General features: G+C 63.9%; 21 protein-coding genes. 11 read left to right on the top strand and 10 right to left on the bottom strand.

Features of this window, described 5'->3' with window-relative positions; translation table 11 throughout:
* The first annotated feature begins 24 nt into the window (after nt 1–24).
* Nucleotides 25–1,146, top strand: coding sequence for a beta-ketoacyl-ACP synthase III (locus tag N7422_RS01385; RefSeq protein WP_279804765.1), 1,122 nt, complete (start codon nt 25–27; stop codon nt 1,144–1,146).
* A gap of 207 nt (nt 1,147–1,353) precedes the next feature.
* Here the strand turns inward: N7422_RS01385 and N7422_RS01380 are convergent, their stop codons facing one another.
* The gene (locus tag N7422_RS01380) at nt 1,354–2,598 is read right to left on the bottom strand and encodes a putative porin (RefSeq protein WP_279804764.1); all 1,245 of its coding nucleotides are present in this window, start codon (nt 2,596–2,598) and stop codon (nt 1,354–1,356) included.
* A gap of 240 nt (nt 2,599–2,838) precedes the next feature.
* On the opposite strand from N7422_RS01380, the gene N7422_RS01375 reads away from it, so the two are divergent.
* On the top strand, nt 2,839–3,966 hold the full coding sequence (locus tag N7422_RS01375; RefSeq protein WP_279804763.1) for a GNAT family N-acetyltransferase: 1,128 nt from the start codon (nt 2,839–2,841) through the stop codon (nt 3,964–3,966).
* Nucleotides 3,967–4,071: 105 nt separating this feature from the next.
* Here N7422_RS01375 and N7422_RS01370 read toward each other — a convergent pair whose 3' ends face one another.
* The 4 genes from N7422_RS01370 to N7422_RS01355 are packed head-to-tail and all read right to left on the bottom strand — an operon-like array spanning nt 4,072 to nt 8,256.
* Nucleotides 4,072–5,904 (bottom strand): ABC transporter ATP-binding protein, encoded by a 1,833-nt coding sequence (locus tag N7422_RS01370; RefSeq protein WP_279804762.1) that lies wholly within the window; start codon nt 5,902–5,904, stop codon nt 4,072–4,074.
* Between the two features lie 51 nt (nt 5,905–5,955).
* A complete protein-coding gene (locus tag N7422_RS01365) occupies nt 5,956–6,513 on the bottom strand; it encodes a peptidylprolyl isomerase (RefSeq protein WP_279804761.1) in 558 nt (185 codons plus the stop codon).
* Nucleotides 6,507–7,319: an alpha/beta hydrolase gene (locus tag N7422_RS01360; protein ID WP_279804760.1), complete on the bottom strand. Its 813-nt coding sequence runs from the start codon at nt 7,317–7,319 to the stop codon at nt 6,507–6,509. Before N7422_RS01360 ends, N7422_RS01365 begins: the two co-directional genes overlap by 7 nt.
* Before the next feature lie 13 nt (nt 7,320–7,332).
* Nucleotides 7,333–8,256: a LysR family transcriptional regulator gene (locus N7422_RS01355; RefSeq protein WP_279804759.1), complete on the bottom strand. Its 924-nt coding sequence runs from the start codon at nt 8,254–8,256 to the stop codon at nt 7,333–7,335.
* 50 nt (nt 8,257–8,306) lie between these two features.
* Here N7422_RS01355 and N7422_RS01350 point away from each other — a divergent pair, with 50 nt between their 5' ends.
* From N7422_RS01350 to N7422_RS01340, 3 genes are all read left to right on the top strand, one after another.
* A complete protein-coding gene (locus N7422_RS01350) occupies nt 8,307–8,621 on the top strand; it encodes a 3-phosphoglycerate kinase (RefSeq protein ID WP_279804758.1) in 315 nt (104 codons plus the stop codon).
* Nucleotides 8,622–8,730: 109 nt separating this feature from the next.
* Nucleotides 8,731–9,330, top strand: a complete 600-nt coding sequence (locus tag N7422_RS01345) for an FMN-dependent NADH-azoreductase (protein WP_279804757.1) — start codon at nt 8,731–8,733, stop codon at nt 9,328–9,330.
* A gap of 338 nt (nt 9,331–9,668) precedes the next feature.
* The gene (locus N7422_RS01340) at nt 9,669–10,541 is read left to right on the top strand and encodes a carboxylate/amino acid/amine transporter (protein WP_279804756.1); all 873 of its coding nucleotides are present in this window, start codon (nt 9,669–9,671) and stop codon (nt 10,539–10,541) included.
* A gap of 48 nt (nt 10,542–10,589) precedes the next feature.
* Here N7422_RS01340 and N7422_RS01335 read toward each other — a convergent pair whose 3' ends face one another.
* The gene (locus tag N7422_RS01335; RefSeq protein ID WP_279804755.1) at nt 10,590–11,891 is read right to left on the bottom strand and encodes a mechanosensitive ion channel family protein; all 1,302 of its coding nucleotides are present in this window, start codon (nt 11,889–11,891) and stop codon (nt 10,590–10,592) included.
* A 144-nt stretch (nt 11,892–12,035) separates the two neighbouring features.
* Between N7422_RS01335 and N7422_RS01330 the strand changes: the two genes are divergently transcribed.
* The 3 genes from N7422_RS01330 (at nt 12,036) to N7422_RS01320 (ending at nt 14,035) form a co-directional block, all read left to right on the top strand.
* Nucleotides 12,036–13,361 (top strand): DEAD/DEAH box helicase, encoded by a 1,326-nt coding sequence (locus N7422_RS01330; protein ID WP_279804754.1) that lies wholly within the window; start codon nt 12,036–12,038, stop codon nt 13,359–13,361.
* A 187-nt stretch (nt 13,362–13,548) separates the two neighbouring features.
* Complete coding sequence (locus N7422_RS01325; protein ID WP_279804753.1) at nt 13,549–13,830, top strand: BrnT family toxin; 282 nt, start codon at nt 13,549–13,551, stop codon at nt 13,828–13,830.
* Complete coding sequence (locus N7422_RS01320; RefSeq protein WP_279804752.1) at nt 13,805–14,035, top strand: BrnA antitoxin family protein; 231 nt, start codon at nt 13,805–13,807, stop codon at nt 14,033–14,035. The genes N7422_RS01325 and N7422_RS01320 overlap by 26 nt, the downstream gene beginning before the upstream one ends.
* A gap of 12 nt (nt 14,036–14,047) precedes the next feature.
* Here N7422_RS01320 and N7422_RS01315 read toward each other — a convergent pair whose 3' ends face one another.
* The gene (locus tag N7422_RS01315; RefSeq protein ID WP_279804751.1) at nt 14,048–14,317 is read right to left on the bottom strand and encodes a hypothetical protein; all 270 of its coding nucleotides are present in this window, start codon (nt 14,315–14,317) and stop codon (nt 14,048–14,050) included.
* Nucleotides 14,318–14,520: 203 nt separating this feature from the next.
* On the opposite strand from N7422_RS01315, the gene N7422_RS01310 reads away from it, so the two are divergent.
* On the top strand, nt 14,521–15,447 hold the full coding sequence (locus tag N7422_RS01310; RefSeq protein WP_279804750.1) for a DMT family transporter: 927 nt from the start codon (nt 14,521–14,523) through the stop codon (nt 15,445–15,447).
* A gap of 17 nt (nt 15,448–15,464) precedes the next feature.
* On the opposite strand, the gene N7422_RS01305 is transcribed toward N7422_RS01310, so the two are convergent.
* Nucleotides 15,465–16,628, bottom strand: a complete 1,164-nt coding sequence (locus N7422_RS01305; protein ID WP_279804748.1) for an MFS transporter — start codon at nt 16,626–16,628, stop codon at nt 15,465–15,467.
* A 106-nt stretch (nt 16,629–16,734) separates the two neighbouring features.
* On the opposite strand from N7422_RS01305, the gene N7422_RS01300 reads away from it, so the two are divergent.
* Nucleotides 16,735–17,628: a LysR family transcriptional regulator gene (locus tag N7422_RS01300; protein ID WP_279804747.1), complete on the top strand. Its 894-nt coding sequence runs from the start codon at nt 16,735–16,737 to the stop codon at nt 17,626–17,628.
* Nucleotides 17,629–17,752: 124 nt separating this feature from the next.
* The gene (locus N7422_RS26865) at nt 17,753–17,881 is read left to right on the top strand and encodes a PA1414 family protein (protein ID WP_256206021.1); all 129 of its coding nucleotides are present in this window, start codon (nt 17,753–17,755) and stop codon (nt 17,879–17,881) included.
* Between the two features lie 89 nt (nt 17,882–17,970).
* Here the strand turns inward: N7422_RS26865 and N7422_RS01295 are convergent, their stop codons facing one another.
* Together N7422_RS01295 and speB are read right to left on the bottom strand one after the other, a co-directional pair.
* On the bottom strand, nt 17,971–19,350 hold the full coding sequence (locus N7422_RS01295) for a sodium:solute symporter (RefSeq protein WP_279804745.1): 1,380 nt from the start codon (nt 19,348–19,350) through the stop codon (nt 17,971–17,973).
* A gap of 284 nt (nt 19,351–19,634) precedes the next feature.
* Nucleotides 19,635–20,585: an agmatinase gene (gene speB / locus N7422_RS01290; protein WP_279804744.1), complete on the bottom strand. Its 951-nt coding sequence runs from the start codon at nt 20,583–20,585 to the stop codon at nt 19,635–19,637.
* Nucleotides 20,586–20,810: the final 225 nt, after the last annotated feature.

Here is a 20,810-nt window from a genome sequence, read left to right as displayed (position 1 = left end):
CGGCCCCAGACCAGAGGAACGACCGTGCACAACGTCGTGATCAGCGGCACCGGCCTGTATACCCCGGCCCAGAGCATTTCCAACGAAGAACTGGTGGAATCCTTCAACGCCTGGGCGCAGCGTTTCAACCGTGACAATGCCGCCGCCATCGAGCGTGGCGAGGTCGAGGCGGCGCCGCTGTCCGACGCCGCCTTCATCGAGAAGGCTTCGGGCATCAAGAGCCGCTTCGTCATGGACAAGGCCGGCATTCTCGACCCGCAGCGCATGAAGCCGCGCCTGCCGGAGCGTTCCAACGATGAGCAGTCGATCCTCTGCGAGATGGGCGTGGCCGCCGCCCGCCAAGCCCTGGAGCGTGCCGGTCGCAGCGCCGCCGATGTCGACGGGGTGATCGTCGCCTGCTCCAACCTGCAGCGCCCGTACCCTGCCATCGCCATCGAAGTACAGCAGGCACTGGGTATCCAGGGCTTCGCCTTCGACATGAACGTGGCCTGTTCGTCGGCCACCTTCGGTATCCAGACCGCCGCCAACAGCGTGCAGCTGGGGCAATCGCGCGCTGTTCTGGTGGTCAACCCGGAGATCTGCACCGGACACCTGAACTTCCGCGACCGCGACAGCCACTTCATCTTCGGCGACGCTGCTACTGCTGTGCTGGTCGAGCGTGCCGACCTGGCTACCTCGAAGCATCAGTTCGATATTGTCAGCACCAAGCTGCTGACGGCGTTCTCCAACAATATCCGCAACAATTTCGGCTTCCTCAACCGCGCCGCGGAAGAGGGCATCGGTGCCCGTGACAAGCTGTTCGTGCAGGAAGGCCGCAAGGTGTTCAAGGAAGTCTGCCCGATGGTTGCCGAGCTGATCGGTCAGCACCTGGCCGAGAACGACCTGCAGCCGTCGGACGTCAAGCGCTTCTGGCTGCACCAGGCCAACCTGAGCATGAATCACCTGATCGTCAAGAAGCTGTTGGGGCGTGAAGTGGCCGAGGAAGATGCGCCAGTGATTCTGGATCGCTATGCCAATACCAGTTCGGCGGGCTCGGTAATTGCCTTCCACCTGTATCAGGATGATTTGGCCAAGGGTTCGCTGGGTGTGTTGAGCTCGTTTGGTGCAGGGTATTCGATCGGGAGCGTGGTGCTGCGCAAGCGCTGATTTCTGATTCGAGAATGCCGGGGCCGCTCTGCGGCCCTTTCGCGATACAAGGCCGCTCCTACAGGGATTTGCATTCTCCTGTAGGCGCGGCCTTGTGTCGCGAAAGGGCTGCGAAGCAGCCCCGGCTTTCTGACAGGCAAAAAAAGCGGGAAATGCTGGATGGGGTCAGCATTTCCCGCTTCAGGGTGGAGCAAAGGAGCGTAGCGCTTAGAACTTGGCTTCCAGGTCGACCTGCAGGGTGTCGACATCAGCATTGTTGTTCGGCAGCTGCGACAGGTCGGTCTTGGCCATCAGGTAGGCCGCGCCCAGGGAGAAGTTCTTGTCGATCTCGTAGCCGACCTTGAACTTGTGGCCGCGGGAACCGGTGAAGCCGGCGCCGAAGTCGGAGTCGGTGAACAGGCTGACCACGGCGTTGCGCTGTACGTCGCGATAGTTGTAGTCCAGGCTCCAGGCGCCCACCTTGGTCTTCAGACCGGCCAACCAGGCCTTGTCCTCGCCGTCGGTGCTGTCGGTGTTCTTGACGAACTGGCCGTAGGCCGACAGCGGAATGGCGAAGCCGGTGAAGTCCACCTGACCGAAACCTTCCGCCAGGTTGAATTCGGTGGTGGTGTTGCCGAAGCTGCGCAGCACGGCCGAGCGCTTGTCGTTGTCGAAGCCGTAGAGGCTGCCACCGACGGTGACCTTGACGGTATCGGCCAGGTTGAACTTGGTACCCAGCTGGCCGTGGTACAGCTGTGCGTCATGCTTGAACTGCACGCCGTCGCCGTCGACGTTGTCCTTGAGGGTGTAGTGACCGGCGCTGCCGAACAGCTCGGCGCCGCCCAGGTTGGTCTTGTAGGTGACGGCCACGCCTTCGGGGTTGATGTCGCTGTCCCAGATGATGTCGCCCATGCTCACCCAAGGCTGCATCATCTTGCCGCCGATCAGGTGCAGGTTGGGCACGGCGGTCGGGTGCCAGTCGAGGTAGGCCAGGTCGACCCACAGCGATTTCTTGTCGAAGTAGTTGTCCAGGCTCTGGTTGGTCGAGCGGGCGTCCGAGCTGCTGCCGGTGGCCACGCGAATACCGGCGTCGACCTGCGGGTTGATCTCGCTGTAGAAGCCGACGCGGGCACGAACACGCTCGCGGTCCTGGTTGCCGCTGCGGCTGTTGGGGTTGTCGACGTTGACGTCTTCGTAACGCAGGCGCACGTCACCTTTGATCTGGGTCTTGGCGGCCCATGCCACTTTCTGTTCGAAGGAGCTCAGACGCTCGGACTGGGCTTTCTGGTCGGCCTTTTCCTTGGTTTCCTTTGCCAGGTCGCCCTGCAGTTCGTTGTACTGCGCCTGGTTGATCGAGCCATTGGCGCGGAGCATTTCGAGCAGCTTGGCGTCGACAGCAGCACTGGCCGGAGTACTCAGAGCCAGCATCATGCCGGTGAGGCTCACTCCAGTAAGTGTAGAAACAAGACGCATAAGGTTCTCCCTGTTGGAAAAAGTGGGGAGGCTCAAGCGCCCGCCCCCGAGTTGGCATGTCTTCGGAAAGGGCCTGAATAGACAGGTTCTGGGGTTCCGGAAAACAGGCGCAAGTATTGCGGGGGCGGATGACAGAATAATGTCTAAACAGTGGCACTGTTGTTAAGTAAACGGGGCGTCATTTGAGTGTCACGGCCGGTTTGGCAATACTGGCGCCCTGTTCTCAAGCGAGTCGGTATCGTGATCAGCCTTCATAGCCTTGCCCATCTGCGCGATCTGCCGGCGGCCACCTGGGATGCCCTGGTGCCCGCCGGCCAACCGTTCCTGCGCCATGCTTTCCTGACGGCCATGGAGGACAGCGGCAGTGTCGTGCCCGCTACCGGTTGGGCCGCCGAGCACCTGGTGCTGGAGCGCGACGGCGAGGTGCGGGCGTTGCTGCCGGCCTACCGCAAGTGGCATTCGTTCGGCGAGTATGTGTTCGATCATGGCTGGGCCGATGCCTGCGAGCGCGCGGGCATCGCGTACTACCCCAAGCTGCTGGGCGCGGTACCGTTCAGCCCGGTGAGCGGACCCCGCCTGTTGGCGGCCGATGCTGGCGATGGCGCGTTGCTGTTGCAGGCGATTCCGGAGTACCTGGGCAAGGGCGGGTTGTCCGGGGCGCATATCAATTTCACCGACAGTGTGCTGGATGAGGCCATTGCCGGCGTGCCGGCATGGATGGAGCGCCTGGGTTGCCAGTTCCATTGGCGCAATCGCGGCTACCGGGATTTCCAGGACTTTCTCGACACGCTCAGCTCACGCAAGCGCAAGCAGATGCGCAAGGAGCGCGAGCAGGTGGCGGGACAGGGGATCGACTTCACCTGGTACCGCGGCGATGAGCTGAGCGAGGCGCAGTGGGATTTCGTCTACCGCTGCTATGCCAACACCTATGCCGTGCGACGACGGGCGCCGTACCTGACTCGCGAGTTCTTCGGCCTTGTTGCCGAGCGCATGCCCGACGCGATTCGCGTGGTGATTGCCCGACAGCACGGGCGCGATGTAGCCATGGCGTTCAGCCTGGTCGGTGGCGACAGCCTTTACGGTCGCTACTGGGGGTGTCTGGATGAATTCGATCGCCTGCACTTCGAGACCTGTTTCTACCAGGGCATGGACTACGCGATCAGCGCAGGCTTGCAGCGCTTCGATGCCGGTGCCCAGGGCGAACACAAGCTGATTCGCGGGTTCGAGCCGGTGATCACGCGCTCGTGGCATTACCTGCTGCATCCGGGGTTGCGGCGGGCGGTGGATGAATTTCTGGAGCAGGAGCGGGTGGGGGTGAGGGCGTATGCCGAGGAGGCCAGGGGTATGTTGCCGTATCGCCAAGGCTGAAACGATGGCGGCGTGGGAGCGGGCTTGCCGCGCGATGGCATCCGCCCAGGCTGCCGCCATCGCGGGGCAAGCCCGCTCTCACAAGTACACTTGCGCCCAGCCCGCTCAGTCCACCCCGACGAACCCGCCCGTCTGGTGATGCCACAACCGCGCATACAAACCGCGTTGGGCCAGCAGTTCGGCGTGGCTGCCGCTCTCGACGATATGCCCCTTGTCCAGCACGATCAGCCGATCCATGCGGGCGATGGTCGACAGGCGGTGGGCGATGGCGATCACTGTCTTGCCCTGCATCAGGGTCTCCAGGCTTTCCTGGATCGCCGCCTCGACCTCCGAATCCAGCGCCGAGGTGGCCTCGTCCATGATCAGGATCGGCGCGTTCTTCAGCAGTACCCGGGCAATGGCGATGCGCTGGCGCTGGCCGCCGGAGAGCTTCACGCCGCGTTCGCCGACATGGGCATCGAAGCCGGTGCGGCCCTGGGCGTCGGACAGTTGCGGGATGAACTCGTCGGCCCGCGCCCGACGCACCGCCTCCCAGACGTCCTCGTCGCTGGCATCCGGCCGCCCGTACAGCAAGTTGTCGCGGATCGACCGGTGCAGCAGCGAAGTGTCCTGGGTGATCATGCCGATCTGCGCGCGCAGGCTGGCCTGGTTGACCTCGGCGATGTCCTGGTTGTCGATGAGGATGCGCCCGCTGTCGACGTCGTACAGGCGCAACAGCAGGTTGACCAGGGTCGACTTGCCGGCGCCGGACGGACCGATCAGGCCGATCTTCTCGCCAGGGCGGATGTCCAGGTTCAGCGCGTCGATCACCTTGCCGCCCTTGCCGTAGTGGAAGTCGACATGGTCGAAGCGCACCGCCCCGCGGCTGACCTTGAGCGCGGGAGCGCCGGGCCTGTCGCTGACGGTGACGGGCTGGGCGATGGTCTGCAGGCCGTCCTGGACCATGCCGATGTTTTCGAAGATGCCGTTGACCACCCACATGATCCAGCCGGACATGTTGACGATGCGGATCACCAGGCCGGTGGCCAGGGCGATCGCGCCCACGGTGATCAGCGACTGGCTCCACAGCCACAGGGCAAGGCCGGTGGTGGTGACCACCAGCAGCCCGTTCAGCGAGGTGATCACCACGTCCATGCTAGTGATGACCCGCGAGGCCAGTTGGGTCTTCTCGGTCTGCTCGCTGATCGCTTCACGGGCGTACTGCTGCTCGTAGTCGGTGTGGGCGAACAGCTTGAGGGTGGCTATGTTGGTATAGCCGTCGACGATGCGCCCCATCAGCTTGGAGCGGGCGTCGGAAGAGATTACCGAGCGTTCCTTGACGCGGGGCACGAAGTAGAACAGCGCGCCGATGTAGCAGGCGATCCACGCCAGCAATGGCAGCATCAGCCGCCAGTCCGCTTCGGCGAACAGCACCAGCGAGCTGATGGCATAGATCAGCACGTGCCACAAGGCATCCACGGCCTGCACCGCCGAGTCGCGCAGGGAGTTGCCGGTCTGCATGATGCGCTGGGCGATGCGCCCGGCGAAGTCACTCTGGAAGAAGTTCAGGCTCTGCTTGAGCACGTAGGTGTGGTTCTGCCAACGGATCAGGCTGGTCATGCCCGGGCTGATGGTCTGGTGCACCAGCAGGTCGTGCAGGCCGAAGAACACCGGCCGCAGCACCAGCACCACCACCAGCATCCAGATCAGCTCGCCGCTGTGCTCGCTGAAGAAGTTGACGTTGGGCGTGCCCTGGGCCAGGTCGATGATCCGGCTCAGGTAGCTGAACAGCGCCACTTCGATCAACGAGGCGATCAGCCCGACGATCAGCAGGGCGAGGAAGCTCGGCCAGACCTGGCGCAGGTAGTAGAGGTAGAACGGCCAGACCTTGCCGGGAGGCGCCTCGCTCGGCGCCTCGCGGAAAATGTCGATCAACTGTTCGAAACGACGGTACAGCATGGGTGACGACACTCCTGTTCGACCCGACTCACGTCCCTGTGTGGCGCGGGATCAGTCGATGCGTTTGGCCGACTTGATGTACACCGGATCCGCCGGTACATCGCGCATGCCTTTCTTGACGGTGGTCTGCGAATTGACGATCTGGTCGACCACTTCCATGCCCTTGGTGACCTTGCCGAACACCGCGTAGCCACGGTCGCGACCCGGGTTGAGGAAATCGTTGTCGGCGACGTTGATGAAGAACTGGCTGGTGGCCGAGTTCGGGTCGGACGTGCGGGCCATGGACAGGGTGCCACGGGTGTTCTGCAGGCCGTTGCTGGCCTCGTTGCGGATCGGGTCCTTGGTGCTCTTCTGCACCATCTGGTCGGTGAAACCGCCGCCCTGGACCATGAAGCCCGGGATCACGCGGTGGAAGATGGTGTTGTTGTAGAAGCCGCTGTCGACGTACTCGAGGAAGTTCTTGGTACTGATCGGCGCTTTTTCTGCGTTCAGCTCGATTTCGACCTGGCCGAAGCTGGTGTCCAGCAGCACGTGCGGGGTCTTGTCCGAGGCCATGACGCTGGTGGCGAAGGCGACCGAGCAGGCGGTGAGCAGAAGTTTTTTCAGCATGGGCTCAAAGATCCTTGAGAGGTGGAAGCGGCTGCGAGGAACTGCAGCACGGTACGATTGAAGACTTCAGGTTGATCAAGGGGCGTAGCGTGCCGCGAATCGTCGATGACCGCCAGCCTGGCGTTGGGCATCAGGGCGACGTAACGCTCCTTCAGTTGTATCGGTGTGTAATCGTGGTCGGCGGTGATCACCAGGGTGGGACAGCGGATCAGGCCGATGCGTTCCTGCACGCCCCAGTCGACGATGGCGTCGAAGCTCTTGAGATAGGCACGCTTGTCGTTGCGTGCCCAGCGCTCGGCCATCTTGCGCCGCAGTTCGGCCTGCTCGGGCTTGGGGAACAAGCGCTCGGCCAGGCCCTTGCCGACGGTCTCGACGCTGAGCAGGCGCGCCAGGCTCCAGCGCTTGAGCCACCAGATCCAGTCGCCGCGGGTGCGTCGCTTGACCTCCGGGGCGCTGTTGACGATGCACAAGCTACGCAGCCATTCGGGGTGGTCGACGGCGAACTGGAACCCCACCATGCCACCCATGGACAGGCCGACGAAGTGGACCGGGCCGGTTTCCAAGTGTTCGAGCAGGGCCAGCAGGTCTTCGCTGAAGGCCTTGATCCGGTAGCCCGCGCGTGGTTTGGATGACTGCCCGTGGCCGCGGATATCCATGAGGATCACCCGATAGTGGCGGCTGAGTTCGGGCACCTGCAGTTCCCAGTCCTGGCTGCTCGAGCCCAGCCCATGCAGCAGCACCAGGGGGGCGCCCTGGCCGTGTTCCTGGTAATGCAGCTGGCATCCGTCGTGTTCGAAACAGGCCATGGGCGCGGTCCTCTCAGGCTTGCGGGGGGGCTGCGAAGGGCACGTCCAGCGGCGCGGTGTCGAAATTGCGCAGCAGTTCGATGAGGATCTGCGTGGCCGGGCCCAAGGTCTTTTCCTTGCTCGAATAAAGGTAGAACAGCGGGTGACGGCTGCCACCCTGATCCAGCGGCAGCGGCTTGAGCACGCCGTCACGCAGCTCACGCTCGATCATGTGCCGGGGCAACCAGGCAAAGCCCAGGCCGCTGCTGACGAAGGTGGTGGCGGTGCCCAGGCTGCCGACGGTCCAGCGCTGCTCGGCGCCGAGCCAGCCGACATCGCGTGGCTGGGCCCGGCCGGAGTCGCGGATCACCACCTGCAGCTGGCTTTCCAGGTCCTGGAAGGTGATCTCGCGGCCCAGGCGGTGCAGGGCGTGCTCGGGGTGGGCGACGGCGACGAACTCCACCGGGCTGAGCTCGGTGCCCAGGTAACCACCGATGTTGAAGCTGCTGATGGCCAGGTCGGCGATGCCTTCGTGCAGCACCTCCTCGACGCCGGACAGCACCTCCTCGCGCAGGCGTACCCGGCAACCGCGGCTCTGCGGCATGAACGCGCTCAGGGCCCTGACCAGGCGGGCGCTGGGGTAAGCGGCATCGACCACCAGGCGCACCTCGGCCTCCCAGCCCTGCTCCATGTGGTGCGCCAGATCCTCGAGCTGGCTGGCCTGCTTGACCAGCTGCCGCGAGCGGCGCAGCAGCACGCTGCCGGCCTCGGTGAGCACGGCCTTGCGCCCATCGATGCGCAGCAGCGGCACGCCCAGTTGTTCCTGCATGCGCGCCACCGTGTAGCTCACCGACGACTGCGAGCGATGCAGGGCTTCGGCGGCCTGGGCGAACCCGCCGTGATCGACCACCGCCTGCAGGGTCCGCCACTGATCCAGAGTTACGCGCGGCGCTTTCATCCAAGGCTCCTGTTGTCCTAAGCTGCGCTCTTCTCAAGGAGAGCGCCCGTATGAAGAAATGTTGTGCGGCTTTGCTGCTGTGCCTGCCCCTTGGGGCCATGGCATACCCTATCGATGTGGAGAAGGCGATGACTGGGGTCAAGGTGGACTACACCGCCTACGACACGGCCTACGACATCGGCTCGATCAGCCTCAACAACTATGGGCAGGTCCCGGCCGCCTGCAAGGTCACCTTCCGCAATGGCCCCGAGGCCCCGCGCGTGCGCCGGGTCAATGTCCCGGCCGGCAGGAGCGTGGATGTCACCGCCAAGTTCAACCGGCAGATCATCAAGCTGCGCATCGCCCTGGACTGCAAAGCGGAATAAACGGATTAATCGATAGATTGATCCCACTTTTTACGCTTTTTTATCGATAGGTCAACATTTAATCTCACCTCCATCGAATCGCCACCCTTTACCGCCGATGGAGGCACCCATGTCCCGCGTACTGATCATCGAAAGCAGCGCCCGCCAGCAGGATTCCGTTTCCCGCCAACTGACCCAGGATTTCATCCGGCAGTGGCAGGCGGCGCATCCGGCCGACGAGATCACGGTGCGTGACCTGGCCGTGACCCCTGTGCCTCACCTGGACGCCAACCTGCTCGGGGGCTGGATGAAGCCCGAAGAGCAGCGCAGCGGCGTCGAGCGCGAAGCGCTGGAGCGTTCCAACGCGCTGACCGACGAGCTGCTGGCCGCCGATGTGCTGGTGATGGCCGCGCCGATGTACAACTTCACCATACCCAGCACCCTGAAGGCCTGGCTGGACCACGTGCTGCGCGCAGGCATCACCTTCAAGTACACCCCGACCGGTCCACAGGGGCTGCTCAATGGCAAGCGCGCCATCGTCCTGACCGCTCGCGGCGGCATTCATGCCGGTGCCAGCAGCGATCATCAGGAACCCTACCTGCGCCAGGTGATGGCCTTCATCGGTATCCACGAGGTGGAGTTCATCCACGCCGAAGGGCTGAACATGAGCGGCGAGTTCCATGAGAAGGGTCTGAACCAGGCCAAGGCCAAGCTGGCCGCGGTGGCCTGATACGCGACGAATTCCCAACCTTGACACCTTGTGCTCCTTTGGGTGTGCCTGCCCGGCCATTGAGATGGCCGGGCTTTTTTTGCTCGCAGGAATTGCCATCCCACGCTGGCCTGATCGTTGGCAAGGGATGGCGAATGATTTGTTTGCGGCCCTTTCGCCGCGGTTCGTCGCCACGACAAGCCGGCTCCCACAGATACAGCGCAGGTCTTGAGAACTGCACGACCGGTGTGGGAGCCGGCTTGCCGGCGATGGGCTGCGCAGCAGCCCCACAATCCCCATGGTTGAACTGCCCAGGCCCAACCCGCTAAGGTCCCCGCCTTGATCCACGAGGGCCAACCATGGGCTACCTGATAATCGTCGCGCTGATCCAGGCGTACTCCTTCAACCTGATTGGCGAATACCTGGCCGGCCATGTCGACAGCTATTTCGCCGTGCTGGCGCGGGTGGTCCTGGCCGGGCTGATATTCCTGCCGCTAACCCGCTGGCGTCAGGTCGAGCCGCGCTTCATGCGCTCGATGCTGCTGATCGGCGCGCTGCAGTACGGCATCACCTATGTCTGCCTGTACCTCAGCTTCCGCGTGCTCACGGTGCCGGAGGTGCTGCTGTTCACCATCCTCACGCCACTGCACGTCACGCTCATCGAGGATGCCCTGAACCGCCGCTTCAACCCTTGGGCGCTGCTCGCCGCGCTGGTGGCGGTGGCCGGTGCTGCGGTGATCCGCTTCGATACCATCTCGGGCGAGTTCTTCATCGGTTTTCTGCTGCTGCAGCTGGCCAACTTCACTTATGCCGCCGGCCAGGTGCTGTACCGTCACCTGGTCGCCCGCCATCCGAGCGATCTGCCGCATTATCGGCGTTTCGGCTACTTCTACCTGGGCGCGCTGCTGGTGGTGTTGCCGGCTTTCCTGCTGTTCGGCAACGCCCAGCACCTGCCCAGCACCGACACCCAGTGGCTGGTGCTGCTGTTCCTTGGCCTGTGCCCGACGGCACTGGGGCTGTACTGGTGGAACAAGGGCGCATGCCTGGTTTCCGGTGCCACCCTGGCGGTGATGAACAACCTGCATGTGCCGGTGGGGCTGCTGCTCAACCTGTTGATCTGGAACCAGGACGAGCCACTTGGGCGCCTGGCCATCGGCGGCTCGATCATCCTTGCGTCAGTGTGGATGAGTCGCTGGGGAACCCCGCGCGTCCGGGTACCGGGAGCGGTCTGAGAGCGCCATGAAGCAAAGAGGCACCTGGCAGGTGCCCCTTCTTGAGGGTCAGGCGTCGCTCAGTTCGTTCAGCCTGCGTGCCTGCGGCTCCAGTTGCGGCCTGGCCGCCAGCCCGGCGCGCATGTCGTTGCCGCTGGGTTGCTGGTACAGGCTGAGGCCGAACTCGGGCAGTACCGCCAGCAGGTAGTCGAAGATGTCGCCCTGGATGCGTTCGTACTCGGCCCACGCAGTGGTGGTGGTGAAGCAGTAGATCTCCAGCGGCACGCCTTCGGCGGTGGCCTGCATCTGGCGGACCATGCAGGTCATGTTCGGGTGCACGTTGGGGTGGTTCTTCAGATAGGCCAGGGCGAATGCGCGGAAGGTGCCGATGTTGGTCAGCTTGCGACGATTGGCGGCCAGTTCGGCCACCGGCCCCAGCGCCTCGTTCCAGCTGTGCAGCTCCTGGCGCTTCTGTGCGAGGTAATCGCCGAGCAGGCGGACCTGGCCCAGGCGCTGCTCTTCCTCCGCGTTGAGGAAGCGCACCCCGCCGGCATCGATGAACAGGCTGCGCTTGATCCGTCGCCCGCCCGACTGCTGCATGCCGCGGTAGTTGCGGAACGACTCGCTCATCAGGCGCCAGGTGGGGATCGAGACGATGGTCTTGTCGAAGTTCTGCACCTTGACCGTGTGCAGGGTGATGTCCACCACGTCACCGTCGGCACCGGCCTGGGGCATCTCGATCCAGTCGCCGACATGCAGCATGTCGTTGCTGGTCAGCTGCACGCTGGCGACGAACGACAGCAGGGTGTCCTTGTAGACCAACAGCAATACCGCCGACATGGCGCCCAGACCCGACAGCAACAGCAGTGGTGAACGATCGATCAGGGTGGCGACGATGACGATGGCGGCGAAGATCCACAGCATCATCTTGGCCAGCTGCATGTAGCCCTTGATCGAGCGGGTGCGGGCGTGTTCGGTGCGGGCGTAGATGTCCAGCAGGGCGTCGAGCAGGCAGGACAGGGCGCGGGTCATGAACAGCAGGGTCACGGCCAGGGCGAGGTTGCCGAGGAAGTGCTGGGCGGTGGCCGACAGCTCCGGCACCAGCTTCAGGCCGAACTGCACCACCAGCGACGGGGTGGTCTGCGCCAGGCGGTGAAACACCTTGTTGTGGCGCAGGTCGTCCAGCCATCTGAGCGCCTGCTGGCGGGCCAGCAGGCGGCTGGAATGCAGCACCAGGAAGCGGGCCAGGCGGCCGATCAGCAGCGAAACGAGCAGCAGCACGATCAGGCCGAGCGTGGCGTGCAGCAGCGGGTGTTGGTCGAGGGTGCCCCAGAGGTCGAGGGCATCGCGCCAGAATCGTTGGATGTCCATAGGCGTATAAACAGTCTGTGTTGCGGTACGAAGCCGCATTAGAGCGTGGATCGGCGCAAAGTTGCCAAAAGAAATTCGGTTCTGGTCACGGAAAACGTTACCCTATGCAACTTGAATTTTTCGCACTTGCCCGAGGTTACCCCCGTGTTTTCCCAATTCGCCCTGCACGAACGCCTGCTCAAAGCCGTGGCCGAGCTGAAATTTGTCGAGCCGACGCCGGTGCAGGCAGCGGCCATCCCCCTGGCCCTGCAAGGGCGTGACCTGCGGGTGACGGCGCAGACCGGCAGCGGCAAGACTGCCGCATTCGTGCTGCCATTGCTCAACCGCCTGGTCGACCTGCGCGAGCGACGCGTCGAGATCCGCGCCCTGATCCTGCTGCCGACCCGCGAACTGGCCCAGCAGACCCTCAAGCAGGTACAGCTGTTCTCCCAGTTCACCTACATCAAGTCGGGCCTGATCACCGGTGGTGAAGACTTCAAGGAACAGGCCGCCATGCTGCGCAAGGTCCCCGACGTGCTGATCGGCACCCCGGGCCGCCTGCTGGAGCACCTCAACGCTGGCAACCTCGACCTGTCCCACGTGCAGGTGCTGATCCTCGATGAAGCCGACCGCATGCTCGACATGGGCTTTGCCGAGGACATGGAGCGCCTGTGCAAGGAGTGCGAGCAGCGCGAGCAGACCCTGCTGTTCTCCGCCACCACCGGTGGCGCGGCCCTGCGCGACATCATCGGCAAGGTGCTGAAGGACCCTGAGCACCTGATGCTCAACAGCGTCTCGCAGCTTGCCGAAGGCACCCGCCAGCAGATCATCACCGCCGACCACGACCAGCACAAAGAGCAGATCGCGCAGTGGCTGCTGGCCAACGAGACCTTCGACAAGGCGATCATCTTCACCAACACCCGCGCCCTGGCCGACCGCATCTACGGTCACCTGGTCGCCAAGGACGTGAAAGCCTTCGTGCTGCACGGCGAGAAGGACCAGAAAGACCGCAAGCTGGCCATCGAGCGTTTCAAGCAGGGCAGCTCCAAGGTACTGGTGGCCACCGATGTCGCCGCCCGCGGTCTGGACATCGACGGGCTGGACCTGGTGATCAACTTCGACATGCCGCGCAGCGGCGACGAATACGTGCACCGCGTGGGCCGTACCGGTCGCGCTGGTGGCGAAGGCCTGGCGATCTCGCTGATCACCCATAACGACTGGAACCTGATGTCGAGCATCGAGCGCTACCTCAAGCAGCAGTTCGAGCGCCGCGTCATCAAGGAGGTCAAGGGCACCTACAGCGGGCCGAAGAAGGTGAAGGCCTCGGGCAAGGCTGCCGGTACCAAGAAGAAGAAGGTCGAGAAGAAGACCGGTGCCGACAAGAAGGCCGCCGCCAAGCGCAAGCCGGCCGCCAAGCCCAAGGCCAAGGCACCTCTGGCCAGCTCCGATGGCATGGCGCCGCTGAAGAAGCGTGCGCCAGCGGCTGAATAAGGCTCTGTCGCTACGCGCCCGCCACTGCAACGGTGGCGGGCTGTTTCATCTTGTTCCCCGAGGCTTGTAGCTCGATTCCCAAACCGCACATTGGCCCAGGCATTTTGCCGTTCGGCCTGCACACTTCCTCTGGCATGCCCTGGTCAAGAGAAGTAGCGTATGTACATCTGTAAATACGAGGTGTCCCATGCGGTTTGAATGGGACGAAGAAAAGAACCTGCTCAACATCCGCAAGCACGGTGTCGATTTCAACGATGTGCCCGAGATGTTCCGGCACCCCATGCTGGCATTGTGGGATGAGCGGTTCGACTACGAGGAAGCACGCTGGATCAGCATGGGCGGGATCAACGCCTGGGTCAGCGTGGTTGCCTATACCGAACGGCAAGGGGATGCGATACGCGTCATCTCTGCCAGAAGAGCTACCCGACGCGAGGTGACGCGCTATGTCGAAACCATCCCAAAACGCTGATCAGGGAACAGTCGATACCTCGGAGATCCCGGAGCTCGGCGATGACTTCTTCCATCATGCCGAACTGCGGGTACCCGCCAAGCAGACGGTAACCATCCGCCTGGACGCCGATGTCCTCGAGTGGTTCAAGGCGCAGGGCGCCGGCTACCAGACCCGCATCAACCAATTGCTTCGCCAGTACATGCTGGCCCAGCAGCGCCGCTGAGCCTTGTTCGGCTCACGTCTTTTTCTCCGCTTCCTTCAGTTCCTGGATTCGCTTGTCGATCAGTTGGCACTTGTCCGGCAGGTCCTTGCTGGCGGTGCCGAGCTCCATGTGCTGGAGCTCGTCGTTGATCTCCTTGGCCTTCTGTGCGTTCTGCTCGGTCAGGCGACTTACCAGCCCGGCCAGCTCTTCTCTTTTTTGCGTGGCTTCTTCCGGTGTGCATGCCCAGCTGGGCATGGCGCAGAGCAAGGTGGCCGCGCAGATGAGGGGGCGCAGTGGTTTCATCCTTTTTACCTCCGGTGTTGAGCATGCTCGGTGGAGTTGGATGAGCGCGAGGAAGTTCAGTCTGGCTGACCGGGGTGCCATTACGGCACGGATCGCAAGCGGGAAAATTTAGGCTGGCATCGGCGCCGCCGGGCACCCGATAATCTGGATCCATTTTCACTGCCGAGCCTTGCCATGACATTCGACCAGCACAGGGGGCGCTCATGACCGCCGCCCGCAAGAATCCCGATGCCTTCGCGTTCCAGGTCATGCTGGGGCTGTGCCTGATCTGGGGTTGCCAGCAGGTGCTGATCAAGTCGGCCGCGGAGGACATCGCCCCGGTGATGCAGGCGGCGTTTCGCAACGGCATCGCTGCCGTGCTGGTGGGGCTGCTGATCTGTTTGCGCGGTGGCTGGAGCCAGGTGGGTAGCACTTGGCGAGCCGGGTTGCTGGCCGGTGGGTTGTTCGGTCTGGAGTTCCTGTTCATCGCCGAGGGGCTGAAGCTGACTTCGGCTGCGCATATGTCGGTGTTCCTCTATACCGCGCCGATCTTCACTGCCTTGGGCCTGCATTTCATGATGCCCAGCGAGCGGCTGCGGCTGTTGCAGTGGCTGGGCATCCTGCTGGCGTTCGGGGGGATTGCCCTGGCCTTTGCCGGCGGTGTTTCGCTCGAGCACCTCGACAGTCGCATGTTGCTGGGCGATGCCCTGGCGATCCTGGCGGGATTGGCCTGGGGGGCGACCACGGTGGTGGTGCGCGGCTCGCGGCTGTCGGAGGCGCCGGCGACCCTGACCCTGTTCTACCAGCTGGCGGTGGGGTTTGTCGGGTTGGTGATCATGGCCCTGTTGAGCGGGCAGATCAGCGACTTCTCGTTCACTCCGCTGGCGGTGGGCAGTGTGCTGTTCCAGGGCATCATGGTGTCGTTCGTCAGTTACCTGACCTGGTTCTGGTTGCTGCGCAAATACCTGGCTTCGAATCTTGCGGTGTTCTCGTTCATCACGCCGTTGTTCGGTGTGACCTTTGGTGTGCTGCTGCTGGATGAGCCGTTGAGCCTGAACTTTGTGATCGGCGCGGTGATGGTACTGCTCGGGGTGATCATGGTCAGCGCCGAGACGTGGGTGCGGCAGCAGTTGCGCAGGGTGGTGGGATAAGCGTTCGGCCGGCTGGGTCATCCCACCTGTCCCAGGCTGGAGCAGGGTTGCGAACTCGAGAAGCCTCCGGCCAGCACCCCGGCCACCCCCATCCCCGCTGCAGCCAGCACCAATGCCGGCTGCAACCCACCACTGAAGTGGCTGCTCGACGCCGCCAGCAATGGCCCACTCAACTGCCCAAGGGCGAAGCATGCGGTCAGCAGCCCGGCATTGCGTTGCGTGGCGTGGGGCGCCAGCTCCCGCGAGCGCTGCATCACCAGTTGCATGCAGGCCAGGAACGGACCGCCGCACAGAATCACCCCCAAGGCCAGGCCGACACCGCCGCCCAACAGACAGGCCAATACGCCCAACCCTTGCAACCACAGGGTCACGGTCAGCCAGCCCGAGGTCTGTCCCGGCCGGCGCAGGCTGACGACCACCACCCCCAGCGCCGACGCCAGGCCGAATGCCGGCCAGAACAGGTCGGCCAGCCATTGTCCGTGAAATTGCTGGCTGGCCATCTGTGACAGGAAGGTGGCTGGCAGAATGTAGCCGATTCCGTAGAGCCCATAGACCAGGCCCAGGCGCCCTATGCCATTGCCACGGCCTTGGCTGGTGCTGGCAGATACGGCGGCTGCCGGCTCCAGCGTCCGGGGCAGCCACGGCAGCACTGCCAGCAGCATCACCAGCGCCGCCACGCCGTAGATCAGCCACAGGGCCGCCGAATCCAACCCATTCAGATGCGCGCCCAGCGCCAGCAATCCGCTGACGGCGATACCGACACCGGGCCCGGCGAACACCATCGCGCCCAGGCGCTGGCGGCCATGGGCCGCGGCCAGCTGCTGGCTGAGGCTGGCAATCATCACCAGCACCCAGGCGCTGGCCACACCGGTGCCAAAGCGCAGCCACAGGTGGCTCCAGAAACCATTGGCCGCCCATGAGGCCAGGGTCAACAGCACGCACAGCCACAGGCCGCCATGCAGACGCAGGCGTACCTGAGCCGGCTGGCGGACGAACATCGCGTCGACGGCGCCGAGGAAGTAGCCCAGGTAGTTGGCGGCGGCGATCAGGCCGCCGGCGGTCAGGTCCAACTGACCCTCGGCGATGAGCCGGGGCAGTTGTGGTGTGAGGGCGAAGCGGCCGATGCCCATGGCCATCATCAGCGCCACGGCGCTGGCCAGCAGTTGCACGAAGGGCGACATGGAAAGTCTCCTGCACGAAGGGATGCGATGACTGGCAGGGTAGGGCGGATTGACTTTCAAAAAAATTGAATAATGATGATCAAGTTGTTCTGTTTTGGAGAATGTCGTGGAGTTCAGCCAACTGCGTATCTTCCAGGCCGTGGCCGAGGAAGGCTCGGTGACCCGCGCCGCCGAGCGCCTGCACCGGGTACCCTCGAACCTGTCGACACGTCTGCGCCAGCTTGAAGAGCAGCTGGGTGTGGAGTTGTTCCTGCGCGAGCGCCAGCGCTTGCAGCTGTCCCCGGCCGGCAAGGTCCTGCTGGATTACGCCAATCGCCTGTCGGCCTTGCATGACGAAGCGCTGGCTGCGGTGCAGGGTGGGCAGCCGGCTGGCGATTTCGTGCTGGGCACCATGTACAGCACGGCGGCCACTCATTTGCCGGTCTTGCTGGCGCGCTACCACCAGGCCTACCCGGCGGTGAACCTGCAGGTGCAGGCGGCGCCTAGCGGCGACCTGCTGGAAGGGTTGCTCAGCCACCGGCTGGACGCGGCGCTGGTGGACGGACCCTTGAGCCTGGCCGGGCTGGACGGCGTGCCGTTGTGCGAAGAGGAACTGGTGCTGATCACCAGTCTCGAGCACCCAACCGTGCAGAGTGCCAGGGATGTGGCCGGCAAGGCGGTGTTCACCTTCCGCCAGGGCTGTTCGTATCGCATGCGCCTGGAGGCCTGGTACGCCCATGTCCACACACCGATGGTGCGGGTGATGGAGATCGAGTCGTACCAGAGCATGCTGGCCTGCGTCATCGCGGGTGCCGGCGTGGCGATGATGGCGCAATCGATGCTCGATAGCCTGCCTGGGCGCGATCGGGTGAGGGTACATCGGTTGCAGGCGCCGTTCGACCGGGCTACTACCTGGCTGATGTGGCGACAGGGCAAATGCGGAGCGAACTTGCAGGCATGGATCGACCTGCAACAAAGCGAAACGATTAACCGGCCGTCGGAAGCTGCCGCTTCGGCTTGATCCGGGTCAAAATCGCCCTTATCTGTAAAGGCAGAGGCATGCGCAATACAGGACATCGGACTATGATCTGTATGACGCATCGCAGGATTGATTGACCGTGAGGCTGACCCGTCAAGGGGGCAATATGAACGAACGCATGTATAACTGGCTCCACGACCTCGCCGTCGCCTTGGGCTTGCTCCCGCCACCCCTACAGCCGGTGCCGATCCCTACCGACGAAGAACAGCGCAAGCGCCAGCCGCGTCGGCGCTGACAACCAGGCAAAAGGCCGCCGCATCTCCTCGATGCGGCGGCCTTTTGCGTTTCTGGTGTTGATCTTTGCCTGTGCCGGCCTCTTCGTCTTCAGGCCAGGTTCACGGTGGCGACCGGCTTGCGCGAAGCCAGGCTGACCAGCACGAAGCTCACCAGGCCGATCGCCAGGCTGTAGTAGATCGGCGAGTTGGCATCCAGGCCATCCTTGAACATGAAGAACAGCGCGGTGGCGAAGCCCAGCGACATGCTGGCGATGGCACCGGCGGTGGTCGCGCGTTTCCAGAAGATCGCACCCATCAGCGGGATCAGCATGCCGCCCACCAGCAGGTTGTAGGCCAAGGTCAGGGCGCTGATCACATCGTTCACCGCCAGGGCGATGCCCAGCACCACCAGGCCGGTGAGCAGGGTGAACAGACGGTTGATGCCCAGGCTCGACTGCTTGCCGCCACGCAGCTTGGGCAGCAGGTCCTCGGTCAGGGTGGTCGAGGCCGCCAGCAGGCCGGCGCTGGCGGTGGACATCATCGCGGCCAGGGCGGCGGCCATCAGCAGGCCACGAACACCTTCGGGCAACTGGCCCTTGATCATTTCGGCGAAGGCATTGTTCGGGTTCGCCAGGTCGGGCATCAGCACATGGGCGGCCATGCCGATCAGGGCGCAGGCCAGACCGTACAGTACACAGTAGATGCCGGCGGTGGTGCCGGCGCGCTGGCAGACCTTCTCGTCGCGGGCGGTGAACACCCGCTGCCAGATGTCCTGGCCGATCAGGATGCCGAAGAAGTAGATCAGGAAGTAGGTGATGATGGTGTCCCAGCCGATGGTGGTCCAGCTGAAGCTGGCCGCCGGCAGCTTGGTCACCAGGGCGTCCCAGCCGCCGGCGTTGTACAGGCACACCGGCAACAGGATGAACATCAGGCCCACGGTCTTGATGACGAACTGGACGATGTCGGTCAGGGTCAGCGACCACATGCCGCCGATGGTCGAGTACACCACCACCACGCCGCCGCCGAACAGCAGGGCCATCCAGAACGGCACGTCGAGCAGCACCTGCAGCACGGTGCCCATGGCCAGGGTCGAGGTCACCGCGATCATCAGGGCGTAGGCGAGCATGATCGCTGCGCTGGCCTGGCGTGCCATCGGGTTGTAGCGGCGTTCCAGCACCTGGGTGACGGTGAAGATCTTCAGGCGCAGCAGCGGCTTGGCGAGGAACAGGTTCAGCGCGATGATGCCCAGGCCCAGCGCGGCGCACAGCCAGAAGCCAGAGATGCCATGGACGTAGCCCAGGCGCACGGTACCGACGGTGGAGGCACCGCCAAGCACGGTGGTGGCCATGGTGCCCATGTACAGGGTCGGGCCGAGGTTGCGCCCGGCCACCAGGTAGTCTTCGTGGGTCTTCGCGCGCCGCATGCCGTACCAGCCAAGCCCGAGCATGCCAGCGGCATAGATCAGTACAACGATGATGTCCAAGGCCATTGGGGGTCTCCCGATTATCTTTATTATGGCGAGATCGGCCGTCCGGACGCTGTGCGGCGCCCGGCGGTTCTGTCTTGTGTTGGCGGGCCTCTATGGCCCTCCCGAATGGCTCCTGCCGGGGTCAAGCAATCGCTTGCAGCGCAACGCCCTGTAGGAGCGGCCTTGCGTCGCGAAAGGGGGGCGCAGCGCCCCCGGGTTTCGGCGTTTTCACATAAGACGCCGGGGCTGCTTCGCAGCCCTTTCGCGACGCAAGGCCGCTCCTACAAATGGGCGTTGCTTGACGGCTAGCGACGCACCACGCCCGGCAGCACGCAGAGCATTTCGAACAGCAGGTTGGCGCCCAGCAGCGAGGTGTTGCCGGTGGTGTCGTAGGGGGGAGAAACTTCGACCAGGTCGCAGCCGATCAGCTCCAGGCCGTGGCAACCGCGAATGATCTCCATCGCCTGGATGGTGGTCAAGCCACCGATTTCCGGGGTGCCGGTGCCAGGCGCCCAGGCCGGGTCGATGCCGTCGATGTCGAACGACAGGTACACCGGGCCGCCGCCGACCTTCTCGCGTACCTCGGCCATCAATGGCTCCAGCGATTTGTGCCAGCACTCTTCGGCCTGCACCACGCGAAAGCCCTGGCGGCGGCTCCAGTTGAAGTCGTCGGCGGTGTAGCCCTGGGCGCGCAGGCCGATCTGTACCACGCGGTCGCAATCGAGCAGGCCCTCTTCCACGGCGCGGCGGAAGGTGGTGCCGTGGGCGATCTTCTCGCCGAACATGTGGTCGTTGACGTCGGCGTGGGCATCGATGTGCACCAGGCCGATCTTGCCGTGCTTCTTGTGCAGAGCACGCAGGATCGGCAGGGTGATGGTGTGGTCGCCACCGAGGGTCAGCGGGATGACATTGTGCTCGACGATCTCGTCGTAGGCCTCTTCGATGATGCGCACGGCGTCCAGCAGGTTGAAGGTGTTGATCGCCACGTCACCGATGTCGGCCACCGACAGCGAGTCGAACGGGGCGGCGCCGGTGGCCATGTTGTAGGGGCGGATCATCACCGATTCGGCGCGGATCTGCCGTGGGCCGAAACGGGTGCCGGAGCGCAGCGAGGTGCCGATGTCCAGCGGCACGCCGATGAAGGCGGCGTCCAGGCCTTCGGCGCTTTGCAGGTGGGGAAGGCGGAGCATGGTGGCGATGCCGCCGAAACGCGGCATTTCGTTGCCGCCCAGTGGTTGGTGGAGAATCTTGTCCACGGTGGGCCTCATCAGTCGGTCGATTGTTCTGTTTGTTCGAACCTGTGCCGCCGCGCGCCTCGTTCGTCTGGTCTTGTCGGCGGGCAGGGACATTTCGGCCAAGTCTGCGCAAGGTAGTGCCCTGGAAGAATCGCTACCGACAAATACTTACTTCAGGAAATTCTGAACTATCGAGGTGAAGGCAGGTTAGACTCTGGCGATTTCCAGCCTGCGGAACCCCGCCCC

The sequence above is a fragment of the Pseudomonas sp. GD04091 genome (assembly GCF_029836165.1).
In the GTDB taxonomy this organism is placed as follows: domain Bacteria; phylum Pseudomonadota; class Gammaproteobacteria; order Pseudomonadales; family Pseudomonadaceae; genus Aquipseudomonas.
The sequence above is the reverse complement of the archived record's forward strand: the minus strand, read 5'-3'. Positions and strand labels throughout refer to the sequence as shown.

What these genes read in the sequence shown, in the direction of transcription:
- N7422_RS01365 (WP_279804761.1), bottom strand. Translation starts at nt 6,513, where the DNA reads ATGCTGAAAAAACTTCTGCTCACCGCCTGCTCGGTCGCCTTCGCCACC.
- N7422_RS01325 (WP_279804753.1), top strand. Translation starts at nt 13,549, where the DNA reads ATGCGGTTTGAATGGGACGAAGAAAAGAACCTGCTCAACATCCGCAAG.
- N7422_RS01355 (WP_279804759.1), bottom strand. Translation starts at nt 8,256, where the DNA reads ATGAAAGCGCCGCGCGTAACTCTGGATCAGTGGCGGACCCTGCAGGCG.
- N7422_RS01380 (WP_279804764.1), bottom strand. Translation starts at nt 2,598, where the DNA reads ATGCGTCTTGTTTCTACACTTACTGGAGTGAGCCTCACCGGCATGATG.
- N7422_RS01340 (WP_279804756.1), top strand. Translation starts at nt 9,669, where the DNA reads ATGGGCTACCTGATAATCGTCGCGCTGATCCAGGCGTACTCCTTCAAC.
- N7422_RS01345 (WP_279804757.1), top strand. Translation starts at nt 8,731, where the DNA reads ATGTCCCGCGTACTGATCATCGAAAGCAGCGCCCGCCAGCAGGATTCC.
- N7422_RS01295 (WP_279804745.1), bottom strand. Translation starts at nt 19,350, where the DNA reads ATGGCCTTGGACATCATCGTTGTACTGATCTATGCCGCTGGCATGCTC.
- N7422_RS01315 (WP_279804751.1), bottom strand. Translation starts at nt 14,317, where the DNA reads ATGAAACCACTGCGCCCCCTCATCTGCGCGGCCACCTTGCTCTGCGCC.
- N7422_RS01310 (WP_279804750.1), top strand. Translation starts at nt 14,521, where the DNA reads ATGACCGCCGCCCGCAAGAATCCCGATGCCTTCGCGTTCCAGGTCATG.
- N7422_RS01335 (WP_279804755.1), bottom strand. Translation starts at nt 11,891, where the DNA reads ATGGACATCCAACGATTCTGGCGCGATGCCCTCGACCTCTGGGGCACC.
- N7422_RS01305 (WP_279804748.1), bottom strand. Translation starts at nt 16,628, where the DNA reads ATGTCGCCCTTCGTGCAACTGCTGGCCAGCGCCGTGGCGCTGATGATG.
- N7422_RS01350 (WP_279804758.1), top strand. Translation starts at nt 8,307, where the DNA reads ATGAAGAAATGTTGTGCGGCTTTGCTGCTGTGCCTGCCCCTTGGGGCC.
- N7422_RS01370 (WP_279804762.1), bottom strand. Translation starts at nt 5,904, where the DNA reads ATGCTGTACCGTCGTTTCGAACAGTTGATCGACATTTTCCGCGAGGCG.
- N7422_RS26865 (WP_256206021.1), top strand. Translation starts at nt 17,753, where the DNA reads ATGAACGAACGCATGTATAACTGGCTCCACGACCTCGCCGTCGCCTTG.
- N7422_RS01360 (WP_279804760.1), bottom strand. Translation starts at nt 7,319, where the DNA reads ATGGCCTGTTTCGAACACGACGGATGCCAGCTGCATTACCAGGAACAC.
- N7422_RS01320 (WP_279804752.1), top strand. Translation starts at nt 13,805, where the DNA reads ATGTCGAAACCATCCCAAAACGCTGATCAGGGAACAGTCGATACCTCG.